Here is a 15,607-nt window from a genome sequence, read left to right as displayed (position 1 = left end):
CTGGCACAGGTCAAAAACCAAGGCGCCCATGGTCTACGCAAATGCGCCAGCGGACAACCCGTTAGACCAAAGTCCAATACTGGTAAAACTTCGTCACAAAAAAAGGTCGATTGAATTACTGTTGGCAGCTGTCCAGACGGGCCTGTGCGGCCCTGAAGACCTCAAAAAACATAAAAACCGAGGTACTCCCATGGCCGCTGATATCGAAGATAGCCGCTCTGCCCGTTTTGCCCTGCGCTGCTCAAGCTTTGCCGAGCGCTGGTTCCCCGATTCCTGGGTGTTTGCCGCGCTGGCGGTGATCATCGTCGCCGTGGCCACCATGGCCATGGGCGCCAAACCCACCGATGCCGCCATGGCCTTCGGTGACGGTTTCTGGAGCCTGATCCCGTTCACCATGCAGATGGCCTTCGTGGTGATCGGCGGTTATGTGGTCGCCAGCTCGCCACCGGCGGTGAAATTGATCGACCGCCTGGCACGCATCCCGAAAAACGGCCGTTCCGCCGTGGCCTGGGTCGCGCTGATCTCCATGGTCGCGTCGTTGCTGAACTGGGGCCTGTCGCTGGTGTTCGGCGGCTTGCTGGTGCGTGCCCTCGCCCGCCGTACCGATCTGAAAATGGATTACCGCGCCGCCGGTGCCGCCGCCTACCTGGGTCTGGGCGCGGTGTGGGCCCTGGGCCTGTCGTCCTCCGCGGCGCAATTGCAGGCCAACCCGGGCAGTCTGCCGCCGTCGATTCTGTCGATCACCGGGGTGATTCCGTTCACCCAGACTATCTTTCTCTGGCAGTCCGGCGTGATGTTGCTGGCGTTGATCGTGATCTCGCTGATCATTGCCTATGCCACCGCACCTGGCCCGAAATCCGCCCGTGATGCCCAAGCCTGCGGTATCGACCCGAGTTTCAACCTGCCGCCGCTGCAACCGCGCACCCGCCCCGGCGAATGGCTGGAGCACAGCCCGCTGCTGACGATTTTGCTGGTGCTGCTGGCGGCCGGATGGCTGTTCCACGAGTTCTCGACCAAACCGGCGATCAGCGCGATTTCCGGGCTGAACACCTATAACTTCCTGTTCATCATGCTCGGCGCCCTGCTGCACTGGCGCCCGCGCAGCTTCCTCGATGCCGTGGCCCGCGCAGTGCCGACCACCACCGGCGTGCTGATCCAGTTCCCCTTGTACGGCTCGATCGCCGCGCTGATGACCACCGTCAAAGGGACGGACGCCCAGACCCTGGCCCACCACATCTCGAGCTTTTTCGTCAGCATCGCGTCCCACGACACCTACGCGCTATTGATGGGTGTGTACTCGGCGATCCTCGGTTTCTTCATCCCGTCCGGCGGCGGCAAGTGGATCATCGAAGCGCCCTACGTGATGCAAGTGGCCAATGACCTGAACTACCACCTGGGCTGGGCCGTGCAGATCTACAACGCCGCCGAGGCCCTGCCCAACCTGATCAACCCGTTCTACATGCTGCCACTGCTGGGCGTGCTGGGGTTGAAGGCAAGAGACTTGATCGGATTCTCGTTCGTGCAGCTGCTGGTGCACACACCGTTGGTGCTGGTGCTGCTGTGGGCGTTGGGGACGACGCTGACGTACACACCGCCAGTGATGCCGTAAACGAGGGGGATTGCGCCTGCGGCGACGCAGGTGCAATCAGGTTTTATCGACGGGCGCATCACCAGCGGCCTGACGCATAGGGTCAAGATAATCGCCGACACGGTTCTCGGTCATACGGGACGAGCCTGCTCCAGGAACGCGACCCGTCGAGACAAGACAAGCATAAAGATTAATCCTACGTGCAGCTTCGATTGCGCCTGACATCACACCCGGCCGGTTCCTATCTCCAACTTGCAAATCGCTGAGTAAACTGCGAGGGCTCAAGCACTTTTCAAAGTCAAAACAGCACTGATCAAGGATGACCAAGCACATGTCTTTAATCTCAAAAACGCTGGAAGAGATGATTCACGAAATTTACCAGGATGGTAGGGTTTCGGTCGTTGAATATAAGAAGCTGCGTGATGACGCTGACCGCCGCATGGACGCTGTCGTCTGCGAGTTCGGTCTGCACAACAATCTGACAGCACTTCAAAAAGCCATGGATGTAGTGATGCAGTTGGTTCAGACATCCGTCATCGATGCCAAAAAAGCCAAGCTGACCGATACCGGTGAGGCGATCGTCAAGGATGCCGTCGTTGCTCAAGTGGAGTATTTGCGCGCCGGCACTCATCTGGCCTTGAAACTGTTGTAACGTCTCACCTTTCCCCCGACCCGCAGACAGCCAGTCGCGGGTCGAACTCCATACCCATGATTTTTTGTAAATGCACAATACAAACCTGACGCAACAATCTGCCCACGCCCACTTTTCTGCGTAACGCCGCTGATCCACTATGCTGTGCGTCCCCATCAACGGGACCACGCTGAAAAGGATCTGAGCATGTTCAAACTCGCAGGACTCACCCTCGCTACCCTCACCCTGAGCGCCGCCGCCCATGCCGATGTCGACCTGAAGCTGGGCAGTACCGAACGCGTCACAAGGCTTTTTGCTTACCCTAACAACTGCAACGTCATCTGCTTTCGCAACTGGACGCTGGAGCAAACCGTCGAGCACTACCTGAGCCAAAGCGTTCAGCGCGATGGCTACAGCGCGGCGAAAGTGCGGGTAAAAACCGATAATGATCAGCTCTACGCCGAAATCAGCGGCGTTCCCGACGGCTATGAGAAGCCGTTGGCCGCGCTGCTCGACGCCGGCGACCTGGCCTACACCGGTGCCAGCAAGTTGAATGCCGATGGCAAGTGGGCCTTCAGCTGGAATCTGTTCCTGCCGTTGGGCATGGCCCTGGAAAATCGCAAGAGCGTCGAATTGCTGCACTTCCCGCCAGACTATTCGCTGACCCAGGCTCAGGATTACCTCCGGTCCGCCACCACCGATCGCTGGGCCACGCTGCTCACCGACAACGGCATCCCCGCCGAACAGACGCCGGGATACCAGACCATCATCGACATTGCTCCGATTGCCGCGCCGTCCAGCGCCGGCAAGGATCTGGAAGGCGTCTACGACTACTTCAAGGACTACCAGACCACCATGGTCAAGGACGTCAGCCAGAACGCCAGCGGCGCGACATTGCCCATGGTCGCCTTTGGTGCGCCGGTGCGTAACTGGATCAAGCAGCAATATGGCCCGACCGTGAACGTTCTGGGGCTGGCAACCATCAGCCCCAGCGAAGGGATCAAGGTGCCGGTGCTGGGTTCCAACCACCCGAGTTATATCTGGTACGCCGCCAATCCGGACAGCTACGCCGGCGACAACGCCCAGGCCCAGGCCGACACCGCGGGGCTGAAAATCATGGGCCAGGATTTGAGCGCCGCCTGCTGGCAGGCCGGGATGGGCAGCAAACCGGGCAGCGACCCGAACGTTCAGCTCAAAAGCTGCACCCAGACCTGGCAAGTGACCCGCAAAGAAAAAACCTGCGAGCTGTTCTACACCTCGATCCGCAACCTGACGCCTGAACAAGCCGTGGCCAAATGCGCGACGCCCCCGATCAAGTCCCAGCTCAAACAGCTCAAGGTCCCTGCGCCGGTGGGGGCGAATTCTGCGCCGAATCTGTAACGATGAGCGGCTCTGCCGCGTAAGCCATGACTGACGCGCAGAAGCGCGCTTTTCCTCTGTCAGTCGACAAGCGGCAGCGGCAGTTTGCCTGCCGCTGCGGCTGTCCCGGCTGCCGAGGCTGGATCATCGGCGACAACGAGTCGCCCAATGACAATGGCCAGCAGTTTCTTCAACACGTGCACCGACCCGGTCGCGGCTGAAGGCCTTTACAACGCCTCGACCGGACGCAGACGGTACTGCGGCGGCAACTGCTCGAAACCGCTGATGGTCGTGTTCAGGCTTTTCCAGCGACCGTCCTTGATGCCATAGATGCAGCCGTGGATCGACAGTTTCTGCCCGCGGTGCCAGGCATTTTGCACAATGCTGGTGTGCCCGACGTTCGCCACTTGCTGGATCACGTTGAGTTCGCAAAGGCGGTCGACCCGCTCTTCTTCGGTGGGCAACTCGGCCAGCTCTTCGCGTTTTTCATAGTACAGATCGCGAATGGAGCGCAGCCAGCCGTCGATCAGGCCCAACTGGCGATCCTGCATCGAGGCGCGCACACCGCCACAGCCGTAGTGGCCGGTGACGAGGATGTGTTTGACCTTGAGCACGTCGACCGCGTACTGGATCACCGACAGGCAGTTGAGGTCAGTGTGCAACACCACATTGGCCACGTTGCGGTGGACGAACAGATCGCCTGGCAGCATGCCCACGATTTCGTTGGCCGGCACCCGTGCATCGGAGCAGCCGATCCACAGGTATTCCGGCGTCTGTTGGCGAGCCAGCTTGGAGAAGAAGTCCGGATCTTCCTGCTTGATCGCTTCGGCCCAGCGTTCGTTGTTATCAATCAGATCTTGTAATTCGTTCATGCAATGAAGCCTCGTGAATGGTGCGCTGATTTGACAGACAACCGCCCGTCGGGGTCACGCGCGAGATGCAGATTGCAGATGATGCATATTACCGGGTGTTCCACGCTGGCGGAATTCTGAGCAGCCCAGTGGGTCCACCGTAGTAAGGCCCACAGTATGAGGAATTACCATGACTGATACACGACGTCCGTTCGATGCGGCGCAACCCGAGCCCATTGACGACAACGAAGACCGCATGGGTTCGATGCATGAGCTGGATTTCGATGAGGAAGAGCCGAGCGCCAAAATCGGCGACGAGCTGCCGGAAGCGGAGCGCGCGCGACTGATGCCCCGTGAACGCGTGCAGGAAGCCGGCATGACCGGGGCCTCGACCGATGACCATGAATCCACCGACGACGACATGAGCCCGGAAACATTGATCCGCGAAGACGGTGCGCGGGATGCTCATGAAGCCGGTGAAGGTGACCAGGCGGATTGGGATTTGAGCATTGTCGATGAAGACGACATTGGTGGGGGCAACGGGTTGGATGAAGAGGAATTGGCGCGGCGGGATCCGATGGACGGTAATCGTTGATTCATCTGTCTGACTGGATCTGAATGTGGGAGCTGCCGAAGGCTGCGATCTTTTGATCTTTCTATGTCGCGCAACAAAAGATCAAAAGATCGCAGCCTTCGGCAGCTCCTACACTGGAATCGGCGTTCAATTCATAAGTATGTAACTCAGTCGACCAGGGTGCAGGCCATGACCACCGCATCTTCGCGCCCACCCACCGCCGGGTAATAATCCCGCCGACGGCCGATTTCATTAAACCCATACCGCTCATACAACCGAAACGCCGACCGGTTGCTGTCGCGCACTTCCAGAAAACATTCCCGCGCCTCGGCCCTGTAGGCGATCGACATCAAGTGCTCCAGCAGCGTCAGACCCAGGCCACGGCCCTGATTCTCCGGTTTGACGGTGATGTTCAGCAGATGCGCTTCATCGAGAATGATCTGCACCACACCATGACCGACCTGCTGCTGCCCTTCGAACATCAGCCAGATCTGGTACTTGCCCAGGCCATCGAGAAAAATCCCGCGGGTCCAGGGATGGCTATAGGCCGCGTATTCGATTTTCAGTACGGCGTCCAGGTCCGCCTCGGTCATCGGGCGGAACGATACAGCGTCACTCATTGGGTTCTTTCCAGCGCGCCATCAGCCGACGCATGGCTTGCCAGACATCAGCCTTACGCTGTGGCTCTTCCATTAATAATTCCAGACCCGGCAGGGCCCAGACCGGGCCCAGGCCGTCGACCTGGAGTTCACGGTTGAATGCCTCGGCATTCGCTTCACCGGCAAAACGTATCGCTGGCAGGCCGATCAGCCACAGGCAGACGCACGGGGCGTCTTCCAGGCGGGCCGAAAGAAATCCTTGCACGAAATCACGGGCGGCTTCCGGGCCCTGGTCCATAGTGCCCCGGGCCAGCAACGGCCAGCGCACCGGCTCGCCGATGATTTGCGGGCTGTCCGGCAGACCGGCGGCGCGCAGCATGTCCTTGAGCAGCAGATAGGCAGGATCGCGTGCCTGGAATGTTTCGCCTGTGGGTAACTCCACCAGCAACAGGCAGCGACCGGCCCGCAGCAATTGCAGGGCGAAACGTGGCGGCGGCACGACCGGCACCCTGATCGCGACCGGGGCGGCCGCTTCTTCGACCTTGGCGTTCGTGCGCGTGCTGGCCAACGATGGCCGAGGCACCTCGATCTTTACCCGTTCGGCAGGTTTGACCCGCAGTTCCACGGGCGGCTCAGCCACAGGAGCCGGCGCAACCGGGGCGACAACCAAGGGCTCGGGCGTTTCCAGGAGCTCGGGCCGCGAAGGCGCAGCAAAGGGCAATTCGGTGCGCGGCAGCCAGTTGACGACCTGCATGGCGGCCAAATAAGCGCGGCGACGGGACTCGATAAGCAAAGGTCGGCCACTTGTGGATAACTAAAGTGCAGGGATTCTACCGCCCTTCGCTCAAGATCGCCCGCGCTGTTGATCGATAGACTTCACCGATAGTCTTTCCACCTATGAAAAAAGGCGACAGCCCATCCCGAGAGTGATTTGCATTGGCCCCGATGCAGTACAATCGCGGCTTTCAATCGTCAGACAGCGGGCCATCCCGATGATCGAACCCAAGCGCGTCTTGCGCGCCCTCGCTGAACACTGGGCCCTTCTGGAGCCACTGTGCGAGCACTTCGACCAAGGCACCCTGAGCCTCAACGAATTGCGTTCACAGTTGGCCGCCCAGCAACTGGACAGTACACCGCAGGACATCACCAGCCTGCTGGACGTGTGGATTCGCCTCGACATTCTGGTTCCGGTGGCGAAAAGCCCGAACCGTTTCGAGCTCAACGCGCAGATTCACGATTTCCTCGCTTACCTGCGCCGTGAACACCGCTTGGGCCTGTGCCTGGAAATCGAAGCCTATCTGCGCCATCTCGAGCGTCTGGCCGGCTACATCCAGGACGCCTTCGACATCCGCGACGGCAACGACCTCGCACGCCAGCTGCGCCTGCTCGACATGCGCGTGCGGGACGTATTGAAGAAGCTCGCCAACGACGAACAGGCGCTGGTGGCCGTCGCCGAACGTGCCAAGACCAGCGACCGGCAGATTCCGCTGCGCCAGCGTTACGCTGAAGTGCTGGCGACCTGGGATGAATATGTCGAGCCGATGATCCAGTTGGTGAACGCCGACGGCGCCTTCGAACAAGGCGTGCGCAAGGTCGAAAACGTGCTGCTGAAGATGCTCACCGATCAGCAGCGTCTCGGACACCTGGTCGATGACGACATGCTGTTGCGCACCCACGCGCGCATCCTCGAAATGCAGACCAGCGCCCAGCTGACCCTGCGCCATGCCCGCGAACTCCTGCTGCCGCTGCGTGAAGAAGCCCGCCGGCACAATGCCGTGACCCGTGGCGCGGCGCTGGCCCTGGCGGCCATCCGGCGCAAAGGCATCGACGCGGTGCCACAAGCGGCGATGCCGATGTTCACCCGCCCGCAAAGCACCTTCCTCGGCAGCGCCAGTCAGGTCGAAGCCTACGTGTACGCCCTGGCCCGTTTCGAGCCGAAGCCGGCGCGCTTCCCCAAGGCCCACAACACGCAGAAAGGCGAAGTGCCGCGCGCGCCTCGCACGGTTCGGGAGATGCTCGAACGCTGCGAAGACGCCCTGCCGCTGCCGGACCTGATGACCTGGCTGCTGGAGCAGGAACCGGACGGCGCCACCGACGAATTGCTCTACTGGTTCTCGCGCCTGTCGCGGGAGAAACGCTTCAAACGCGAGCGCCTGGAACGTCGCGATTACCACACTCACGAGCATCAGGTCAGCCTGCGCTCCTTCGCCCTGCTCTCGGCCCGCGACGCCGCCGAGGATTCTGCGAGCACCCTCTATGCAAGTACTTCCCATGCACCTTGATCTATCCGAACTGTCTCAGCTGGCACCGATCTTTCGCGAGTTGTTCAAGGGCTACCACGTCAGCCGCCGCGATCCTGAGCTGTACGCGCAGCTGTCGAACTTCCAGGATCAGTACCGCACGCTGTTCAAGGCCTTGGGTTTTGAACTGGTCTGCGACACCCGTGGCTTCTATTATTTCGTCCCGGACCTCGCCGCGGCGGCGGTGAACAAGACCGCGCAACGCCTGGCGCTGTTCACCTTCATCCTGGTCGAACACCTGGCGGACCAGGGCCGCGACCCGGTCGCCGTGCTCGACGGTGGCAGCCTTGGTCGCGATGAACTGCCGTCGCTGCTGGAAAAATACCGCGACCTGTTCATCCAGGCCGAAGTGCAGACTGTCGAAGAGCTCGAAGAAAAAATCATGCGCCGCATGACCCAACTCGGTTTCGCCGGCGAAGAAAACGGCGTCTACCGGTTCCTGCCGCCGATGCATCGCTTCCTCGACGTTTGCCTGTCGGTGCAGCAGGACCGTGATCTGGCGGCCGCCCTGCACAGCGTGCTGCCATTGCCGGCACCGGTGCTGATCGACGACGACAGCGATGAACAGCTGCTGGAAACCGATGACCCGCTGGACCTCACTGACTTCGAGGAAGAACACGAAGAAGACGCCCTGGCACGCGCCATTGCCGAAGAACAGGAGACCGACGCATGAGCAAGGAACGCTACGGCATTCGCCGCTTTGCGCTTTTGAATACCGCCGGTTACAGCCTCGGCCTGTTCCCTCTGGAAGAGCCGCTGTCGGTTTACGGCGCGAACAACCTCGGTAAATCCGCCTCGATCAACGCGTTGCAGTTCCCGATTCTGGCGCGCATGTCGGACATGAGTTTCGGCAAGTACAGCCTGGAACAATCGCGGCGCTTCTACTTTGCCTCGGACACCAGCTACATTCTGGTCGAAGTCTCGTTGCCCCATGGCCCGCATGTGATCGGTGTCGTCGGTCGCGGCCCCGGGGGCGGTTTCGGTCACCAGTTCTTTGCCTACGCCGGCAAGCTGGACCTGGCCCATTACCAGAAAAACGACACCTGTCTGCGCCAGAAAGAGTTGTTCACCAACCTTGAGCGCGAAGGGCTGAAAGCTTACGAACTCAAACCCGATGAACTGCGTCGCTTGCTGGTCGGCGGTCACACCTCGATCCCCCTGGACCTGACGTTGATCCCGCTGCGCTCCACCAGCGAGCAAAGCCTGAAGACCTTCCGCGCCCTGTTCATCAACCTGTTGCACATGCGCGAAATCACCGCGGCCAAGCTCAAGCAGCTGTTCCTCGATGCCTTCGAACACAGCTTGCGTTCCGGCAGCGTCGATTACATTGCCGCCTGCGAAGAAGCCTTCCGCGATGTACGCCGCATGGAGCAGGACTACAACTCGCTGGTCGCGGCCGGCCCTTTGGTCGAGGCCTTGGCCAACGGAGTGAAACAACGGGACATCCTGCGCGGCAAACTGCACCGGATCTCGCCATTGCTCGATTCCCTGCTCGGCACCTGGTCGGACTACGCCGGTGCGCGCAAGGAAGAGCTGACGGTCCAGGCCGAGCACTACCGCAACGAGCAGGATGCCCTGCAAAACAATCAGCGCGGCGGCACTCAGGAACTGATGCGCCTGGAGCGGGAAATCGCCGGCATCCAGCGCTGGCTCGGCGAATTGTCGGTGCTCAAGCATCGCTTCGCCCTGGTCGATGACGTCAAAGTCCTTGAGCAGCAACTGCTCGCGGCCAAGGACGCGCACGATGAACTCGCCGGCGCACTGGCGCAGTCGCGACAGTTCAGTGCCGAAGACCTCGACGAGCGTCTGCGGGATCTGGAAAAACGCCTGAAGTCGGTCAGGCAGCAACTCGATCACGCCGACAACAACAGCTACGCCCGTCTGCGCGAAGAGTTCTCGCAACAGGACGTCGAACGTCTGATGCGCCTGTTCAACAGCGCCTTGTTCAGCCTGCCGCTGGGCGAGCATGGCATCACGCTGGATGAGGACGGTGCCTGGGTCAAATCCATGGAGCTGATCCTCGACGGCTTCAAGGGCGAGCACTTCGAAGTACCGGGCCTGTCCATTGATCTGTCGTCTATCGAACCTCCCGCCCTGCAGGCCCTGGCTGACCGCGCCGCGTTGCGCGATCAGAAAGAGCGTCTGGAAAAAGAACTCAAGCAGCTTAAAACCCAGGCCGCGGTGGCCACCGACCGTGCCGCGAGCAAGACCCAGACCGAAGCCCTGTACCGGCAAGTGCTGGATGCACAGAAAGCCCTGGAAGATTTCCGTCGCGCGCAAACCTTGAGCGCCGAAGAAGGCGACAAGCTGGAACAACTCGCGCAGATGGAAGCGGCGCAGGACGAGTTGAAGCGTTCCAGCGATGCCTTCACCGAGCGCGTCCAGCAACTCTCGGCCAAGTTGCAATTGGTTGGCCGGCAGATCGGCGACATGGAAGCCAAGCAACGCACCCTCGACGACGCCCTGCGCCGCCGTCAGCTGTTACCGGCCGACCTGCCGTTCGGCACGCCTTTCATGGACCCGGTCGACGATTCCATGGACAACCTGCTGCCGCTGCTCAACGACTATCAGGACAGCTGGCAGGGCCTGCTGCGCAGCGACGGTCAGATTGAGGCGCTCTACGCCCAGGTTCGCCTCAAGGGCGTGGCCAAGTTCGACAGCGAAGACGACATGGAACGTCGCCTGCGATTACTGATCAATGCCTACGCGCACCGCACCGACGAAGCCCTGACCCTCGGCAAGGCCCGCCGTGCGGCCGTTACTGACATCGCCCGGACCCTGCGCAATATCCGCAGCGATTACGACAGCCTCGAACACCAACTGGCGCTGTTCAACCGCGAGATCAACAAGCGTCAGGTGTCCAACCTGCAGAGCTTCCGCATCGTGCTCGCGCCGAACAAGGAAGCGCTCAAGCACATTGACCAGATCATCCACAGCGCCGGCCAGTATGAAGAGGGCGAAACCCTTTCGGTGTTCGACCTGAACCAGAGTGCCGATCAGGACAACAAGAACGAAGAAGCCAAGGAATACCTGGCGCGGCTGGTGGCGGCGAATCACAACCAGCTTGGCCTCAAGGACCTGTTTGAACTGGCATTCGAGATCACCAAGGTCAACGGATCGCCAGTGATTCACACCGACATCGATGGTGCGGCGTCCAACGGCACCACGATGACGATCAAGGCGCTGACCAACATGTACTTGTTGCTGCACTTGATGGACCGCGACCAGGCCGGTCGCGTGCGCCTGCCGTACTACCTCGACGAGGCGGCGGACATCGATGAGAAGAACCAGGCAGCGCTGCTGGAAACCAGCCTGCAACTGGGCTTCGTGCCGATTCTGGCCAGTGTGAAGCCGCAAGTCTGCGCCAGTGTTGCCATTGACCTGGAAGGTGGCAGCGGGCCGAACGGGATCTATATCGACGAGGCGGACTGGAAGTACATTCGTCGGCATGATGAGGTGAAACCAGCGGTCAATGTCGAAGCCGATGAACCGGAGCTGGATGCGGTCTGATCTGCGTTAGCTGATGGCATTAAAAAGGCCGCGATCCAATGGATCGCGGCCTTTTTATTTGGGTACATTCTCGAGGTTTTCAGTGCGTTTGAGGGCCTCTTCGCGGGCAAGCCCGCTCCTACAGTGATCGATGTCGTACACAAAATCTGTGCTCAATACATAACCTGTGGGAGCGGGCTTGCCCGCGAAGGCGTCCTCCCAGAGGCCCAATGAACCTGGATTACTTGCCGATCGCGATCTTCGGCGCCCAGGTCAGCCATTCCTCTTCAAACTTGTCGAACAACGGGAACGTCTGCTCAGGTCGCGCCGGACTGCCCATGCGTTCCCCATCCGGCGTGGCAAAGGCGATACCGCCCTGAATCAGCGTCTCCAGCGATTCGGTGCGCATCGTCGCGCCTTTGAACAAGCCGTAGTCGAATCCAAAGCCACTGGAGTTCCAGAAACGCGTACCGCTGCGCACCAAGGGTGCATATTTCGGTTCGATCAAAATGCGCACCAACACCCGATCAGCGGTCTGGCCCAGCTCATACCCTGTCACCTTGCCCACGGTGATTTCACGGTACGTCACCGGCACCCCGGTTTTCAGCGAACCACGGCGGGCAGCGCTCAAGACCAGGCTCAAACCGGCTTCCTGTCGGGCGGTTTCCGGCGGATTGGCCAGGGCCACGAAGTTCTTTTGCGGCCCCAGGTTTTTCGCCGCCGGCTGCACTTCGATGTACTGCCCGGTGACCAGGGTTTCGAGATTGGACGTCTTGATCAGGCCCAGTTCAGGCTTGACCACCCAGAACTGACTGCCTGCCCGGGCAATACGCTCCGGCACTTCAGTAATGCGCGCCGTCAGCAGCACCGATTGCAGGTCATCGCTGAGGTCGACGTCTTCAATCTTGCCGACATCCAGGCCTTTGAAACGAATCGGCGTGCCGCTGCGCAAGCCATCGGCGCGCTCCACCTTGATCGTGACCACAGTGCCTTTTTCATTGGCATCTTCACGATTGGCGTGCAGACGGAACCGCGGAATCCGCTTCTGCAATGGCGCTGTTGCCAGCGGCGTCTCGAAGGCGATGCCGCCAGCCATCAGGCTCTGCAGCGATTCACTCTTGACCTGGATTCCGCCGGTCAGCCCACCCGTGAGCGTAATGCCGCTGGCATTCCAGAACCGGGTCGACGCGTTGACCAGGCCTTCATATTCCTTCTCGATGTGTACGCCGATCACCAACTGTTTTTTGGTCCGCGAGAACTGATAGCTCTGGACCGAACCGACCTTGACCTGTTTGTAGAGAATCGGGCTACCGACATCCAGCGAACCCAGGTTATCGGTGAACAGCACCAGGTGCAGCCCCGGCGAACGCAGGTCCAGCGGCGGCGCCTTGGGCCGTGCCACGAACTCGCGTTGCGGTGCGGCGCCCTTGTCGCCGGGGCGTACGGCGATGTAGTTGCCTTTGACCAAGGCTTCCAGGCCGGTAATACCGGCGAGGGAGATCGACGGCTTGACCACCCAGAACTGAGTGCCGTCTACCAGGTAGTCCTCGGCCAGGGGATCGAGGGTCAACTCGGCACTGGCGGCGGACAGATCCGGATCGATCTTCAGCGCTTTCAGCGTGCCGACCTGAATGCCTTTGTACATCACGGGCGTGCGACCGGCCTGCAGGCCCTCGAAGTCACTGAGTTTGACCTTGACCCGAATTCCGGCGGCCGCGGCATCGAAGTCTTCGTAGAGACGGAACGGCAAGCTTGGATCGGTGGCCGGGCTGTCCTTGCGATTCTCCGGCGTGGCGAACGCGATACCGCCGGCGACGATGCTGGCAAGGGACTCGCTGCGCACCTTCACGCCCGACAGGTTGGCGTCGATGCTGATGCCGCTGGCATTCCAGAAGCGCGTGTGTTTGCGTACCAGCTTGGCGTAGGTGGGTTCGATAAAGACTTTGAGTTCAACGGTGCCCTGATCCTCGGACAGCAGGTAGCTTTTGATCTGCCCGACCCTGATCTGCTTGTAGAACACCGGGCTGCCGCGGTTCAGCGAGCCGAGACGATCAGCCTTGATGGTCAGGTGCAGACCGGGCTGCGCGTCGGACAGCGGCGGTTCTTCGGCCAGCGCCTTGAACTTGCGAGCCGGTTCGCCTTCACCCGGGCTGATCGCGACGTAGTTACCCGACACCAGGGTTTCCAGGCCGGTGATGCCGGCCAGGGTCACGCTTGGCTTGACCAGCCAGAAGCGCGTGCTGGTCCTGAGGTATTGCTCGACGTCCTTGTTCATCTCGACGGTGGCGATGACGCCCTTGGAGGCGCCTTCGTCGTCGAGTTTGAGGGTTTTTACCTTACCGACGGACATGCCTTTGTAGACGACCTCGGTCTTGTTGGCCTGGATGCCTTCACCACTTTCGAAACGCACCTGAATCTCGATGCCGGTCTCGTTGTAGGCACGCCAGCCAAGCCAGCCGCCGATGATCAAGGCGATCAGGGGCAACACCCAGATAGCGGACCAGTTCGAGGCCGGTCGGGTTTTCGCTGTAGGCAAATCAGTCATGGTCGTCATCCGACTCCGTGTTATCCCAAATCAGTCGGGGATCGAAAGTAACGGCGGCAAGCATCGTCAGAATCACCACACTGGCGAACGCGATGGCGCCAAGATTGGCTTCGATGCTGGCAAGCCGTCCGAAATTCACAACCGCCACCAGGATGGCGATCACAAAGATGTCCAGCATCGACCAGCGGCCGATGAACTCGATAAAGCGGTACATCCAGATCCGTTGACGGGCCGATAGCGGCTGGCGGCGCTGCACCGAAAACAACAGCAGCGCGATGCCCACCAACTTGAACGTCGGTACCAGAATGCTGGCGATAAACACCACCGCCGCAATTGGAATCATCCCGTGCTGAACCAGTTGGATCACACCGGACATGATGGTACTGGGGTCGCCCTTGCCCAGGGAGCTGACGGTCATGATCGGGAGTACGTTGGCCGGGATGTAGAGCACCGCCGCGGTAATCAGCAGCGCCCAGGTGCGCACCACACTGTTCGGGCGGCGGGCGTGAACCAGCGCACCACAACGGGTGCAGGCCTGCTCGTCGGTGTCAGCTTCCTGCTTGTTCAATTCATGGCATTCGGCGCAAATCAGAATGCCCGCATCAATCGCCCGCATGGGCATCCTCTCCTGATAAAGCCTGCCAGATCTGATGGGGCGACATCACCACCTCCAACCAGACCTGGATCAACAACATACCGATAAAGCACGCCAGGCCAAGGCCGACGGTAACGGCTGCCATATCTGCCAGCTTGACGATCGCCACCAGCACGCCCATGAGGTAGACCTCAAGCATTCCCCAATCGCGTAGATGGTGATAAATGCGGTAGATCAACAAGCCGTAGCTGCGTCCGACATCAAAACGAATACTGAGCAATACGGCCAGTTGGCAGAGCAGCTTGAGCAAGGGGATCCCCATGCTGCTCAGGAACACAATCACCGAAACACTCTGCATGCCGGAATCAAAAAGACCGACAACGCCACTCCAGACCGTATCGTTCGACGATTGTCCGAGTAGATTGAGCTGCATGATGGGTAAAAAGTTCGCCGGGACAAACAACAACAGCGCGGCGATGACCAAAGCCAGACTGCGCTGTACAACGTTGTGCCGATGGGCGTAGAGCTCGTAACCACAGCGAGGGCACAGGGCTTTCTCGCCATGGTCGAGTTCGGGCTTGCGCATCAGCAAGTCGCACTCGTGACAGGCCACCAAGTCGTCCAGCGGTAATTCTGACAGCCCGGGGGCGTCAACCGAATCTGGCATAAAGGCTCTGGCTCCGAAAAAGTTGGACCTATTCTAGTGTTCTGAAACGAAAATAACTGCGCAAATTTGTACTGGCGGATTTCGCTTTATTCCAGGCAAAAACAAAACCCCTACCTGCATGCGCAGATAGGGGTTTCGGAATTTAATCTTGACGATGACCTACTCTCACATGGGGAAACCCCACACTACCATCGGCGATGCATCGTTTCACTGCTGAGTTCGGGATGGGATCAGGTGGTTCCAATGCTCTATGGTCGTCAAGAAATTCGGGTACCGAGTCGCGGCCTGATGGCCTCGCTTCAGCAAAGTGGGTATGTGATAGTTTTCGGTGTTTTGTGAGATCGAACTTTCGGTTCGTTTCGTCTTCACACACCGCAATCTGGTGCCTTTTCAGGCTCACAAATTGCTT

Annotated in this window: 13 protein-coding genes and 1 rRNA gene; 7 read left to right on the top strand and 7 right to left on the bottom strand. The window is 60.1% G+C overall.

Annotation, left to right across the window (positions count from 1 at the left end; all coding sequences use genetic code 11):
- Positions 1 to 190 precede the first annotated feature (190 nt).
- From ACA062_RS04050 to ACA062_RS04040, 3 genes are all read left to right on the top strand, one after another.
- Entirely contained in the window at positions 191 to 1,609 is a 1,419-nt protein-coding gene (locus tag ACA062_RS04050) for a short-chain fatty acid transporter (RefSeq protein WP_497455312.1), read from the top strand.
- Between the two features lie 310 nt (positions 1,610 to 1,919).
- A complete protein-coding gene (locus ACA062_RS04045) occupies positions 1,920 to 2,240 on the top strand; it encodes a hypothetical protein (RefSeq protein WP_497455311.1) in 321 nt (106 codons plus the stop codon).
- Between the two features lie 186 nt (positions 2,241 to 2,426).
- Positions 2,427 to 3,599 carry a hypothetical protein gene (locus ACA062_RS04040; protein WP_497455310.1) on the top strand — a complete coding sequence of 391 codons (1,173 nt, stop codon included), beginning with the start codon at positions 2,427 to 2,429 and terminating at the stop codon, positions 3,597 to 3,599.
- Between the two features lie 206 nt (positions 3,600 to 3,805).
- On the opposite strand, the gene can is transcribed toward ACA062_RS04040, so the two are convergent.
- Complete coding sequence (can, locus tag ACA062_RS04035) at positions 3,806 to 4,450, bottom strand: carbonate dehydratase (RefSeq protein WP_064675898.1); 645 nt, start codon at positions 4,448 to 4,450, stop codon at positions 3,806 to 3,808.
- A gap of 169 nt (positions 4,451 to 4,619) precedes the next feature.
- Here can and ACA062_RS04030 point away from each other — a divergent pair, with 169 nt between their 5' ends.
- Positions 4,620 to 5,024, top strand: coding sequence for a serine kinase/phosphatase (locus ACA062_RS04030; protein WP_497455309.1), 405 nt, complete (start codon positions 4,620 to 4,622; stop codon positions 5,022 to 5,024).
- A gap of 146 nt (positions 5,025 to 5,170) precedes the next feature.
- Here ACA062_RS04030 and rimI read toward each other — a convergent pair whose 3' ends face one another.
- Complete coding sequence (gene rimI / locus ACA062_RS04025; protein WP_497455308.1) at positions 5,171 to 5,623, bottom strand: ribosomal protein S18-alanine N-acetyltransferase; 453 nt, start codon at positions 5,621 to 5,623, stop codon at positions 5,171 to 5,173.
- Positions 5,616 to 6,356 carry an energy transducer TonB gene (locus ACA062_RS04020; RefSeq protein ID WP_497457357.1) on the bottom strand — a complete coding sequence of 247 codons (741 nt, stop codon included), beginning with the start codon at positions 6,354 to 6,356 and terminating at the stop codon, positions 5,616 to 5,618. Before ACA062_RS04020 ends, rimI begins: the two co-directional genes overlap by 8 nt.
- 238 nt (positions 6,357 to 6,594) lie before the next feature.
- On the opposite strand from ACA062_RS04020, the gene mksB reads away from it, so the two are divergent.
- From mksB to mksF, 3 genes are read left to right on the top strand one after another with little or no spacing between them, the layout of a single operon-like run.
- Positions 6,595 to 7,884, top strand: a complete 1,290-nt coding sequence (gene mksB / locus ACA062_RS04015; RefSeq protein ID WP_497455307.1) for an Mks condensin complex protein MksB — start codon at positions 6,595 to 6,597, stop codon at positions 7,882 to 7,884.
- Positions 7,874 to 8,575: an Mks condensin complex protein MksE gene (mksE, locus tag ACA062_RS04010; protein ID WP_497455306.1), complete on the top strand. Its 702-nt coding sequence runs from the start codon at positions 7,874 to 7,876 to the stop codon at positions 8,573 to 8,575. Before mksB ends, mksE begins: the two co-directional genes overlap by 11 nt.
- Complete coding sequence (gene mksF, locus ACA062_RS04005) at positions 8,572 to 11,412, top strand: Mks condensin complex protein MksF (protein ID WP_497455305.1); 2,841 nt, start codon at positions 8,572 to 8,574, stop codon at positions 11,410 to 11,412. Before mksE ends, mksF begins: the two co-directional genes overlap by 4 nt.
- Before the next feature lie 220 nt (positions 11,413 to 11,632).
- On the opposite strand, the gene ACA062_RS04000 is transcribed toward mksF, so the two are convergent.
- The 4 genes from ACA062_RS04000 to rrf form a co-directional block, all read right to left on the bottom strand.
- Positions 11,633 to 13,936 (bottom strand): PqiB family protein, encoded by a 2,304-nt coding sequence (locus tag ACA062_RS04000; protein WP_497455304.1) that lies wholly within the window; start codon positions 13,934 to 13,936, stop codon positions 11,633 to 11,635.
- Entirely contained in the window at positions 13,929 to 14,552 is a 624-nt protein-coding gene (locus tag ACA062_RS03995; RefSeq protein ID WP_150747850.1) for a paraquat-inducible protein A, read from the bottom strand. Before ACA062_RS03995 ends, ACA062_RS04000 begins: the two co-directional genes overlap by 8 nt.
- On the bottom strand, positions 14,539 to 15,198 hold the full coding sequence (locus ACA062_RS03990; protein ID WP_497455303.1) for a paraquat-inducible protein A: 660 nt from the start codon (positions 15,196 to 15,198) through the stop codon (positions 14,539 to 14,541). Before ACA062_RS03990 ends, ACA062_RS03995 begins: the two co-directional genes overlap by 14 nt.
- A 146-nt stretch (positions 15,199 to 15,344) precedes the next feature.
- A 5S ribosomal RNA gene (gene rrf, locus ACA062_RS03985) occupies positions 15,345 to 15,460 on the bottom strand.
- Positions 15,461 to 15,607: the final 147 nt, after the last annotated feature.

The organism is Pseudomonas sp. LBUM1679 (assembly GCF_059695565.1).
This window is presented reverse-complemented; position numbering and strand designations above follow the sequence as displayed.